This window comes from Chitinophaga sp., assembly GCF_036569185.1.
Classification (GTDB): Bacteria; Bacteroidota; Bacteroidia; order Chitinophagales; family Chitinophagaceae; genus Chitinophaga.
The window spans coordinates 66697-78092 of the sequence record NZ_DATCRD010000416.1; the positions used below are offsets into that span (position 1 = coordinate 66697).

General features: G+C 45.1%; 10 protein-coding genes. 8 read left to right on the top strand and 2 right to left on the bottom strand.

Annotated features, from left to right (window positions below; translation table 11 throughout):
- Positions 1-66: 66 nt before the first annotated feature.
- The 4 genes from VIM72_RS31215 (at position 67) to VIM72_RS31230 (ending at position 3731) form a co-directional block, all read left to right on the top strand.
- Positions 67-1338, top strand: a complete 1272-nt coding sequence (locus VIM72_RS31215; protein WP_332006708.1) for a PQQ-dependent sugar dehydrogenase — start codon at positions 67-69, stop codon at positions 1336-1338.
- A gap of 9 nt (positions 1339-1347) precedes the next feature.
- Positions 1348-1761, top strand: coding sequence for a c-type cytochrome (locus VIM72_RS31220; RefSeq protein WP_332006709.1), 414 nt, complete (start codon positions 1348-1350; stop codon positions 1759-1761).
- Between the two features lie 78 nt (positions 1762-1839).
- A complete protein-coding gene (locus tag VIM72_RS31225) occupies positions 1840-2361 on the top strand; it encodes an ATP-binding cassette domain-containing protein (protein WP_332006710.1) in 522 nt (173 codons plus the stop codon).
- An 89-nt stretch (positions 2362-2450) separates the two neighbouring features.
- Positions 2451-3731, top strand: coding sequence for an HAD-IB family phosphatase (locus VIM72_RS31230; protein WP_332006711.1), 1281 nt, complete (start codon positions 2451-2453; stop codon positions 3729-3731).
- A 108-nt stretch (positions 3732-3839) separates the two neighbouring features.
- On the opposite strand, the gene nadC is transcribed toward VIM72_RS31230, so the two are convergent.
- Entirely contained in the window at positions 3840-4679 is an 840-nt protein-coding gene (nadC, locus tag VIM72_RS31235; RefSeq protein ID WP_332006712.1) for a carboxylating nicotinate-nucleotide diphosphorylase, read from the bottom strand.
- Between the two features lie 176 nt (positions 4680-4855).
- Between nadC and VIM72_RS31240 the strand changes: the two genes are divergently transcribed.
- Together VIM72_RS31240 and VIM72_RS31245 are read left to right on the top strand one after the other, a co-directional pair.
- On the top strand, positions 4856-7279 hold the full coding sequence (locus VIM72_RS31240; protein ID WP_332006713.1) for a TonB-dependent receptor: 2424 nt from the start codon (positions 4856-4858) through the stop codon (positions 7277-7279).
- Positions 7280-7437: 158 nt separating this feature from the next.
- Positions 7438-8004, top strand: a complete 567-nt coding sequence (locus VIM72_RS31245; RefSeq protein ID WP_332006714.1) for a DUF1801 domain-containing protein — start codon at positions 7438-7440, stop codon at positions 8002-8004.
- Here VIM72_RS31245 and VIM72_RS31250 read toward each other — a convergent pair whose 3' ends face one another.
- The gene (locus tag VIM72_RS31250) at positions 8005-9066 is read right to left on the bottom strand and encodes an ArsO family NAD(P)H-dependent flavin-containing monooxygenase (RefSeq protein ID WP_332006715.1); all 1062 of its coding nucleotides are present in this window, start codon (positions 9064-9066) and stop codon (positions 8005-8007) included.
- A 259-nt stretch (positions 9067-9325) separates the two neighbouring features.
- Here VIM72_RS31250 and VIM72_RS31255 point away from each other — a divergent pair, with 259 nt between their 5' ends.
- Both VIM72_RS31255 and VIM72_RS31260 read left to right on the top strand, forming a co-directional pair.
- Positions 9326-10261 (top strand): NADP-dependent oxidoreductase, encoded by a 936-nt coding sequence (locus VIM72_RS31255; protein WP_332006716.1) that lies wholly within the window; start codon positions 9326-9328, stop codon positions 10259-10261.
- Positions 10262-10265: 4 nt separating this feature from the next.
- Positions 10266-11174 (top strand): helix-turn-helix domain-containing protein, encoded by a 909-nt coding sequence (locus VIM72_RS31260; protein ID WP_142683596.1) that lies wholly within the window; start codon positions 10266-10268, stop codon positions 11172-11174.
- The last annotated feature ends 222 nt before the right edge of the window (positions 11175-11396 follow it).

The window sequence follows — 11396 nt, forward strand, 5'->3', positions numbered from 1 at the left end:
AAAACCTTATTATTTTTACAGGGTAAGTTTAAATATCCCCTCATCAATCATTGTAAATAGAAAATCATGAAAACACGAATAGTTCTCCTGGGATGTTTGTCCGTGATGACCCTGTTATCTGTTCATGGCCTGGCCAATAACGGGGACAGCAGTGCTATCCGCCGTACAGCAGCGGATCCCGGCAATGCAGGGCTGAAACTGCCTGCTGGTTTTAAGGCCACTGCAATAGCGGAAAACCTGGGCGCCGCCCGCCACATAGCGGTAACACCGCTGGGGGATGTCTATGTAAAAATACAGACTTCAAAACCTGGTAAAGCCATTGCGGTTATACACGGGAAGGACGTAAAAACCTTTGGTACCTACCGGGGAACCGGCATGGTGATTAAAGACAAGTACCTGTATGCCTCCTCTGATGAGGAAGTATATCGTTACGCATTGAATGATAAATTTGAAGTGATCAATCCCGATCAGCCGGAGAAGATCGTAACCGGGCTGATTAATCGCCACCAGCACGAATCCAAATCTTTAACACTGGATAACGAAGGCAATATTTATGTAAATATCGGGGCCTATTCCAATTCCTGCCAGGTGCAGGACCGCGCCAAGGGTTCCAAAGGAATAGAAGGATGCCCTATCCGCGATTCCGCAGCAGGGATCTGGCAGTTCCGCGCTGATAAGCAAAACCAGACGTATGGAGATGGTATCCGCTATGCTACCGGCCTTCGCAATGTGGTGGGGCTCGACTGGAACACGCAGGATAACCAGCTGTTTGTAATGCAGCATGGGAGAGATGGCCTGTTTGATATGTTCCCTGAATATTACAGCCTGCAACAGGGCAACGAATTGCCGGCAGAATGTATGTATGCCCTGAAGAAAGGAGACGATGCCGGCTGGCCCTATATTTATTACGATGGACAACAGCATAAAAAAATACTGGCACCCGAATATGGCGGTGATGGAAAGAAAACAGGCGGGGAAAATGCGATTGACCCGGTAGTGGCATTTCCTGCACATATGGCGCCTAACGGATTATTATTTTACACCGGCAGCCAGTTTCCGGCAAAGTATAAGAACGGCGCTTTTGTTGCATTTCATGGTTCCTGGAACCGTCAGAAAGGACAAAAGGGTTATTTCGTAGCCTTTGTACCGTTTAAAGATGGTAAGCCATCCGGTGAATGGGAAATTTTTGCAGATGATTTTGCCGGTGTGCCGGATATCCAGTCGCCGGGCCAGGCAAAGCACCGCCCCTGCGGACTGGCCCAGGGCCCTGATGGTTCCCTGTATGTAACAGACGATGTGAAAGGAACGGTTTACAAGATCACGTACAGTGGCAAATAATGATATGGTATGAAGAAGATCATTTTAACAGGCGTTGTACTCAGTGCAGCACTTTCTTTTTTATCTGCACAAACAAAAAAGCCCAACGCCGGCGCCGCTATAGCCCGGGGGAAAAAGGTGTATGAACAATATTGCCTTACCTGCCACCAGGTAGATGGAAGCGGTGTACCTCATTTAAATCCGCCATTGATCAAAACCTCTTTTGTGCTTGGCGATAAACCAACATTGATACAGGTGATATTAAAGGGAATGCAGTCGTCTGTTCCGATAGATGATGAGTATTATTCCAATAATATGCCTCCGCATAATTTTCTGAAAGACCAGGAGATAGCGGATGTACTTACATATGTAAGAAATAATTTCGGTAACAAGGCCAGTGCAGTTACTGCCGCTGAAGTAAAAGCCATCAGGGCTAAAAATTAAATGAAGACGTTGTAAATGAGGCCGGATCAATATTTGGTCCGGCCTCTTTGTTGTTTAAAGCGGCCTGGATGATGTGCCTTGTTTATCGTATTTTTAACATATGAAGATCCTCTGGAACTACCTGAAGCCCTGGAGAAGGCCTCCTGTACCGCCCTGCTGGCCCGTTCTGATAAAGGGATTTACACCAGGCCGGGAGAGGGCGGTGTAAAGTTATCCGGTGGGGAGAAGCAGCGGATCTCCATTGCCCGTGCGCTGATCCGCCATCCGAGGTTGCTGATCTTTGATGAAGCCACTTCTGCGCTGGATTCTATCACAGAGGAGGCGATCACCGATACTGTAAGAAATATTTCCGCCCGCAGGGAGCAGATCACGGTGCTGATTGCACACCGGTTATCGACCATCATGCATGCCGACCGGATCATTGTACCGGAGAAAGGAAAGACCGCTGAAACGGGCACCCATGAGGAGCTGGTAGAGCATAAGGGCCTGTATTACGCCATGTGGCGGCAGCAGATCAGGGAAAGAAGGACAGCAGAACCGGCCGTGGAAAAGGAAATGCCTGAAGAGGACGATGAACCCGGCTGGAGTGCTTTATCGTAATGCCGGGGCGCATATAAATTCCCGGAATTACAAGATTGTCTGTTAAATCCTATTTAAACTTATATTTTTGTGCTCCAAATGATCGTCCCGTGGGCAAAAAATATTATATAATTGATTTCGACAGCACCTTTACACAGGTGGAAGCATTGGATGAACTGGCGCGCATATCCCTGCAGGACCATCCGGAAAGAGAACAGATTTATAAAAAGATTGAAGACCTGACCAACCTGGCTATGGAAGGGAAGCTTTCTTTCAGGGAAAGCCTGGCGGCCAGGGTACAATTGCTGGAAGCTAACAAAGACCATCTGAAGCTGTTGGTAAAACATCTGAAAAAACTGGTATCCAGATCTTTCTCCCGTAATAAGAATTTTTTCAAACATCATGCGGATGATGTGCTGATCGTTTCCGGTGGATTTAAAGAATTTATCACACCGGTAGTATTACCTTTTCATATCAGGAAAGAGAATATTTACGCTAATACTTTTTTATTTAACGAAGAAGGAAAAATAGTGGGCTATGATGCAGCTAACCCTCTCTCTAATGAAGGCGGCAAAGTGAAGCTGCTGCATGAATTGCAGCTCCAGGGCGAAATTCATGGTATCGGCGATGGCTATTCCGATTTCCAGCTGAAGGAATCGGGGATGATCAAGAAATTTTATGCGTTTACAGAAAATATAGAACGTAAGTCTGTTACCGAGAAAGCAGATCATATTACACCAAGCCTGGATGAATTCCTGTATGTGAATAACCTGCCCTCCGCGATTTCCTATCCCAGGAACCGTATTATTTGCCAGGTGGCGGGAGATGTACCGGAAGCAGCTGTAAAATACCTGAAGAAGGATGGCTTTACCATTAAGCATGCAGGAACAGATGATAAGTTGTTGTCGGCCGCAGGAATACTATTGTTGGGAGAAGGAGAGAAGATCAATGCAGAACAGCTAAAAAAAGCGGTGAAACTGAAAGTGATCGGTTACCCTGGCAACAGTAAAAAACATATCCCACAGGAGCTTTGCACGGAAATGGGGATTGCGGTCTTTGATAAGATCAGCAAACCTGAATCAGTAGCAAAAAGGATTGCCAGGTTTATCAATAACGGCGATTCCTTTAAGAGCAGTAACTTCCCGAATATCCAGCTGCCTGAAGTGAAGAACGCGCACCGCTTTATCCATATTCACCGTAATGTTCCCGGCGTGATGGCAAAAGTGAACCAGGTACTGGCGGATCATCGTATCAATATTATTTCACAGTTCCTTATGACCAACAAGGCCATCGGGTATGTGATCACTGATACGGGTAGTGAGTATGATAAAGGAATATTAAAAGAACTGAAGAAGATCAAAGATACCATCAGCTTCCGTGTATTGTATTGAGCAAGCCGGATAACTATTGAAAGCCGTATCGTTCAGTAACGATGCGGCTTTTTTCTGGCTCTTTGCCAACGCCAGAGTTGGGGTTTATAATAAAACCAAATGTTTCATTTATACCAATTGTGCCTTTAAACTAAGATCCATACTTACGGCATGGTTTATTATTGCACCTACCGATATATAATCTACTCCCGTAGCCGCATAGTTTGCTACTGTATTCATATTTATGCCGCCCGATGCTTCTGTTTCATATTTACCATCTATCAATTGTACCGCCTTGGTTAATGTGGGCAGGTCGTAATTATCCAGCATGATGCGGTGTATATTGCCCACACTCAATACGCGTTTTACATCATCAAGGTTGCGGGTTTCTATTTCTATTTTCAAATCGAGATTATTTGTTTGCAGATAGGCCAACGTTTTTTTAATAGCTTTTTCAATGCCGCCGCAAAAATCTATATGGTTGTCTTTGAGCATCACCATATCATAAAGACCCATACGGAGGTTGGCGCCGCCGCCTATGCGCACTGCTTCTTTTTCATACACGCGAAATAATGGGGTGGTTTTGCGTGTATCCAATATTTTGGTTTTATAGTTCTTTATTTTTTCTACATACTGATTGGTAAGGGTAGCGATGCCGCTCATGCGTTGCATACAATTCAATACCAGCCTTTCTGCCATTAGTATGGTATGTACATCGGCAGCTACTTCAAAAGCTATCTCACCATTCTGTACGTGGTCGCCATCTTTTTTGTATAAGGTAAATGTTGCGCCGGGTTGCAGGTAATGGAATATTTCCTGGGCCAATGTAATACCGGCCAGTATGCCATCTTCTTTTATCTTTAGTACAGCTTTCCCTTTTGCCGCCTTATCTATAGCGGCTAGTGTAGAGTGGTCGCCGTTACCAATATCCTCTTTAAGAGCTGCTGCGATAAATATTGTATTATCCATATACGCACAATATGAGTGCAAATATAATAAATACCTTTTTTCTGCCTTCTTCCACCAATATTATAATGCTTCCGGATTTTCCGCATTGCGCAAACCAATTTCCCGAATCCATAACCTCGCTTTTATACCGTGAGCTAATTTTGCGCCTGATTTTTAAACTGATTCAACTAACCTATATGCGTTTACTTATCAACCGGACCGCGGTACTGGTATGCTTTTTTTGTACTGTATGTTTTTCCGTTAATGCGCTGGCTGTTGCTGAGCCTTTATCTGCTATCAGGGGACTGGTGGTTACATCAGACGGAGCGCCCGCAGCTTATGTAGCAGTGCAGATCAAAGAAAAGAACAGGGGAACTCTTACCAATGAGAAAGGTGAATTTGTATTCAGGAAGCTGATGCCCGGAAAATATACCTTGCAGGTGATGCTGATCGGTTATAAAACAATGTCGAAGGAAATTGTTGTGGAAGAAGACCAGATTGCGCAGGTAAGATTACAGCTGGAAGCGTCTGACAAGCAACTGAAAGAAGTAATTGTAAGCGGCGCCAGGAACAGGTATAAGAATGATAGCCTTTCCGGCTCATTGCGATTGAGAACTCCCATTCTTGAAGTGCCGCAAAATATCCAGGTAGTATCTGCGAATGTAATGGCTGATCAGCAGGCGTTTGACCTGGTAGATGGCATTACGCGCAATGTAAGCGGCGCTACGCGCGTAGGCCATTGGGATAACCAGTATGCCAACATCCGGATGCGTGGTTCCAAGATCCCGGCTTTCCGTAATGGTATGAACATAGAGGCCAGCTGGGGACCAACAGCAGAAGATGTAGCTATGATTGACCGCATTGAATTTGTAAAAGGACCTGCTGGTTTTATGCTGGCAGGGGGCGAGCCCGGTGGTTTTTATAACGTGGTAACAAAAAAGCCAACCGGCATCACCAAAGGAGCAGTTAACATCAGTATGGGAAGTTTCAGCACTTATCGCGCCGCCTTGGATTTTGATGGTAAACTGAGCAAGGATGGTAAGCTGCTGTACAGATTGAACCTGGCAGGGCAGCAAAAAGATTATTATACCAGGTACAATTATAACAATCGTTACCTGTTTGCACCGGTATTGAAATACCTGGTAGATGACCGTACGTCCGTTACACTGGAATATACTTACCAGGGAGCCACTTACCTGGCTAATGGCAACTATGTTTTTTCTAAAAATAAATTATTGGATGAAAAGATTTCCAATGATTTCTTTTATGGAGATCCTTCCTTTACCCCGGGCAAACTGAAAGATCATAGCGTATACCTGTACTTCGATCATAAGTTTAACGACAAATGGGAGGCACATGCGCAGGTGGCATATTTTAATTTCAGTATGGTGGCTAACAGCGTGTGGGCCGATAGCGTAGCGGTAAACGGGGATATGCGCAGGGCATACAGCATTGCTGATGAAGCAGGGCAAAACCGTTTTGCACAGGCTTCCATTTCGGGGGAGGAGTACACCGGAACGGTGCGGCACAGGATATTGGCAGGTGTGGATATGGGCAACAAAAAATTCTGGGGGGATTTCAGGCAGCTGACTTCCGATCTGAAAATGGGTGGAGGAAAAATGTTCAATGTGTATAACCCCGAATACAGCATTCCATTTGCATCGTTCCCGGTAACAGACCGCACCCAGCCTTTGGCCATAAGGGCGGGGGCCGGAGGATATGTTACATCTGTAAATTACACCTCCGCCTATGCGCAGGACGAGTTGGGCTTTTTCAATAACCGCCTGCGTTTATCGCTGGCAGGGCGTTTCACCTATGCCGAAACAGTTGGAAGAACCAAGGCGCTGGCTATTAAGGATAATGTATTTACGCCACGGGTTGGCCTGAGCTATTCGATAGATAAGTCCACTACCATTTATGGTTTGTTTGACCAGTCGTTTGTGCCGGTGGCTGGTGCTGACTCGAACCAGAACGCATTTAAGCCCATTAAAGGCATAGATGTGGAAGCGGGAGTGAAGAAGGAATGGTTTGATGGTAAATGGGTGGCATCGGCTACCGTATACCGCATTGCCCGCCAGAACGCTGTGGTGAACCTGGATATAAAGGACAGTCGCGGCGCCAGCGTACAGGAGCAGCTGGGAGAAACACTTACCAAAGGTGTGGAAATAGATATTAACGGGGAAATATTACCGGGGTTGAATGCAACTTTGAACTATGCTTACACCGATTCAAAAATCTCCAGAGAAGCGCCAACAGCCATTACAAAAACGGTGGGAAATATTACGCCGAATACCGCCACGCATATTACCAATGCCTGGCTGAATTATCGCATTGGTAAAGGGTTTTTAAATGGATTTGGTGTAACGGGAGGCATCCAGTGGATGGCAGACAGGTATGTGGGGAGCGCTACGAGAGTGTTTAGCATTCCTAACTATTTCCGTACAGATGCCGGATTGAGCTATGTGAAAGGGAAATACAATGTATCCCTGCTGGTCAATAACCTGCTGGATAACCAGCGGTTGCTTACAGCGGCTTCTATCCCTACTACCTCCAGCGGATTTTATAATTACATTGTGGAAGCGCGGCGAAATTTCAGGATGACGATAGGGTACCGTTTTTAGTATCCATCTTCCTAAAATAAAAAAGAAAAAAGGTGCACAGATTACCGGTGCGCCTTTTCTTTTACAGGGAGGAAGTCGCAAATGGCCCTGTATAATGTCGCGTTAATACCTTCCGGGAATGCAGGGATTGTGGTAATTTTCAGTAAGAATTAAGCGATATGAAAACAGTAAGCACTATTGATCAGTACATAGCAGATTTTCCCAGGGAAACACAGGTATTGCTGCAGCAAATGAGAGCAGCTATCAAGGCAATTGTACCTGAAGCGGGTGAGAAAATAAGTTACGGTATTCCAACATTTACATTGAACGGTAACCTGGTGCATTTTGGGGGCTATAAGCAACACATCGGGTTTTACCCGGGGGCTTCCGGTATTAAAGCATTTGAAAAAGAACTTTCTGTTTATAAGAATTCCAAAGGCGCTGTGCAGTTTCCGTTGGACAAACCGCTGCCCATTGCATTAATCAATAAAATAGTAAAGTTCAGGGTGAAGGAGAGCATGGCCAAAAATGCTGCCAGGCATACCGCTGCTCCCGGGGATCTTTTTGCATCCCTGCCGGCGCCGGCACGCCGTGCATTGGAAAGTAAAGGGATCAGGACTGTGCAGCAGCTTTCCAGGTTCAGCGAGGCGGAAATACTGGCGCTTCATGGTATGGGTAAAAGCTCCATGCCTAAATTGCAGCATGCGCTGGAAGAGAAGGGATTATCGTTTAAAGCGGGAAAGTAGTTATTGGAGGAAACTGCTGAGCTCTTCCACTGTTTGCCGGGCGGTTCGTCCTACGCCTATCAGGGTAGCGGAGGCGAAGCCGGTCCACGAGCCGTAACCGGTTAACCAAAGGCCGTTGATACCTGTTGCTTTGGTGTTGTTTGTTTTAATCCTGCCATCTGGTTGTATGATTCCAAGTGGGGCCAGGTGTGAGAGGGCGGGCCGGAACCCTGTACAGAAGATAACTGCATCTGCCGCTTCCTGTTGGCCATTGGCCCACGCTATCCCATCTTTGTAAAAGTGATCGAATGCCGGGAGGAAATGTGCATACACACCTCTTTCTTTTGCTTCTTTTACGGAAGGCACCATTACAATATGCCCCAGTGAAGGTGGTTGATAATCACTGCCTTGTTGTTTTGCTTCGTATTGCCGGGTAGCTGCGTCAAAAAGATATTTTCCGTCTATATCGTCCGGTAAAAATCTGGGTGGCTGTAGTGTGATCCAAAGGGTTGCAGCTACTTTTGAAACTTCTGCAAGGATCTGGGCGCCTGAGTTACCTTCTCCTACAATGGCCACGCGTTTCCCCGCGAATATTTCGGGTTCTCTGTATTGCGATGAATGAAGCAGTGTACCATTAAAAATGCCTGTGCCGGGAATGTGAGGAATGAAGGGGTTGCTAAAAGTGCCGGTAGCGCTCACTACAGCCTTTGCATAGTAGTAGCCGGCGGTAGTGGTTAGTATAAACGTATCTTCCCGTTTATTCACTGCCGTTACTGTTACGGGCCTTTCTACCGGGAATTTGTATCGTGATTCGTAAGCGGTTAGGTAGGCGATGGTTTCTGCACGGCTGGGGTAATGATGCTGGCCTCCTGGCATAATAACTCCGGGGAGTGAGCTCCATTGCGCCGGTGAGAACAGTGAAAGGGATTTCCAGGCATGCTGCCAGCTTCCTGCCGGAAGGGTAGCCGCATCGAGCAGAATATATTTCAATGTGGTTCTCCGGAGATAGTATGCAACAGATAGAGCGCTTTGTCCTCCGCCGATAATGATGACATCGTATATGGTTGGTCTTTCGTTTGTCATATCCACAAATTACTAAACATCTGCTTATTGCGCATAGCTATCACTGCATACCAGGAAACATCAGGGTATTTATGTTATATCACCTTTTACTTCAGTAAAATTTCACTGTGAGATATTGGAACACCGAAAGAATGCCAGTGGTAAATGTGAGGCCAGAGGATATCACAAAATAATTGAATTGCCGGAATATTTCCATTTTGACTAAATATTAGTCCGCTCAGGCTAAACCGGTATTGCGATTTGTTCCGAATTTTGAGCTATGAAAGCATATTTATTATATGAAGCCGGAGGAGCCGATAAACTGGTTCCCGGCGAAGCACCAAAACCTGCTTTAAAAAGCGGGGAAGTTTTAATCAGGGTAAAGGCTATCGGCATAAACCCGGCAGATGCAATTTATCGTAGTACACCGGCATTTATCACCCATATATTCGGCGAAGAGCGCCCCGTGATCATGGGTTGGGATATATCCGGAGAGGTTGTCGAAAAGTCTGATAACACTGATGGATTTGAGGTTGGTGATGCAGTGTTTGCACTTTTACAAAATGCCCGCGGTTATGCCGAATTTGTGGCGGTCAATGTAGGGTTGTTAGCTCATAAACCAGCGCATATTACTTTCGAAGAAGCTGCTGCTGCACCCATGGCTGGTTTAACAGCATGGCAGCCACTGGTGCATGGGATGAATATCAAAAAGGGTGACAAAATTCTTATTCATGGAGCATCAGGTGGTGTGGGGCACTATGCGGTACAAATAGCCAAATACCTGGGTGCGGAAGTAATTGCGACGTCTTCAGGGAAGAACCGGGATTTTGTTATGGCTCTCGGTGCGGATAAACATATTGATTATCAAACAAAAAATTTCCGGGAAGTAATTAAAGAGGTCGATTTTGTTTTTGATACTGTGGGGGGAGAAACTTTGGAACAGTCTATTGATATAGCTAAGCCGGGTGGCACCATTATTTCAATTGTGGCGCTCACACATGAAGATATAATGTTCAAAGCGAAAGAAAAAGGCGTAAATTTATCTTTAAGAGCGTTACAATTTAACGGGGATGATCTCAGGGCATTCGCGGGTTTAATGTCTAAAGGCATAATAAAGTCTTTCATCAACAGAATTTATCCTTTTACTGCTATGGCTGAAGCGCATACCCAGGTAGAAACCCGCCGTACCGCAGGGAAAATCGTACTTACAGTTTAACAGAATGATTCATCAGATAAAAACAATCGGGCAATTTTATAAGTTAAGAAATTTACCTCAACCGGAGCATCCTCTGATTAGTGTTATCGATATTGCTACTGCCCCTATATATAACCAGATAGAATCGGGAAATGTCGTCTTCGGATTTTATGTGATATCATTAAAAAAAGGCAGTACAGCAGAGACAAAATATGGCCGGCTACCCGAAGACTTTAACGCGGGCGTTTTAGGCTTCCGGGCACCCGGGCAGGTAGTAAAGGTAACACCCAACAAAGCTGTAAGTGCTATTGCATCAGGATGGATGCTTTGCATTCACCCGGATTTCTTATGGCATACGCCGCTTGCCAGGAAAATTAAGGCGTATGATTTCTTTTACTATGATTTCAATGAAGCGCTGTTTTTATCTGAAGAAGAACAAACTACGATCAATACAATTGTTGCAAATATTGCTCACGAGTTTCAAAAAGCCAGGGATATATTTAGTGAAAAGATTGCGATTGCTTTAATTGATGCATTGCTGGCATATATTGAACGGTTCTATCAACGGCAATTTAATACCAACAAGGTTGCCAGTCATAAATTACTTGACAAATTAGATGATTTACTGAACAGATATTTTGATAGCGAAAAGTTATCCAAACCAGGTTTGCCAACTGTTGCAGCGGTGGCTGAAGCATTACATATTTCTCCACACTATCTGAGCGCAATGTTGAGATCAATCACCGGGAAGAATACCCAACAACATATTCATGAAAAACTCATTGTCAAAGCCAAAGAGCTGTTATCTACTACCGATTTGTCAGTTAGTGAGATCGCTTACGCTTTAGGCTTCGAACATTTGCAATCGTTCAGCAAATTGTTTAAAACAAAAACCAATCAATCACCGTTGGAGTTCAGACAATCCTTTAATTAGTATGAACCCGCAGCTAATTATTTGCTATACAAGAGAAACGGAATTACAGCGCGGAACGGTATATAGGTAAGCAGGAGAGGACGGAACAAGTTATAAGTAATAACTGACGGCGACAGTGTAATCGTACATTACCTTCGCCGGTAGACTAAGAATTTATGCCTTCAATGCGTTCATGATGTTAATCTGTTCGGTTGCCTCAGCAGGTGCATACAGCGTTTTGTG

Bases quoted from the DNA above. Each gene is read 5' to 3' on its own strand.
- VIM72_RS31215 (WP_332006708.1), top strand. From the start codon at position 67: ATGAAAACACGAATAGTTCTCCTGGGATGTTTGTCCGTGATGACCCTG.
- VIM72_RS31220 (WP_332006709.1), top strand. From the start codon at position 1,348: ATGAAGAAGATCATTTTAACAGGCGTTGTACTCAGTGCAGCACTTTCT.
- nadC (WP_332006712.1), bottom strand. From the start codon at position 4,679: ATGGATAATACAATATTTATCGCAGCAGCTCTTAAAGAGGATATTGGT.
- VIM72_RS31240 (WP_332006713.1), top strand. From the start codon at position 4,856: ATGCGTTTACTTATCAACCGGACCGCGGTACTGGTATGCTTTTTTTGT.
- VIM72_RS31245 (WP_332006714.1), top strand. From the start codon at position 7,438: ATGAAAACAGTAAGCACTATTGATCAGTACATAGCAGATTTTCCCAGG.
- VIM72_RS31250 (WP_332006715.1), bottom strand. From the start codon at position 9,066: ATGACAAACGAAAGACCAACCATATACGATGTCATCATTATCGGCGGA.
- VIM72_RS31255 (WP_332006716.1), top strand. From the start codon at position 9,326: ATGAAAGCATATTTATTATATGAAGCCGGAGGAGCCGATAAACTGGTT.
- VIM72_RS31260 (WP_142683596.1), top strand. From the start codon at position 10,266: ATGATTCATCAGATAAAAACAATCGGGCAATTTTATAAGTTAAGAAAT.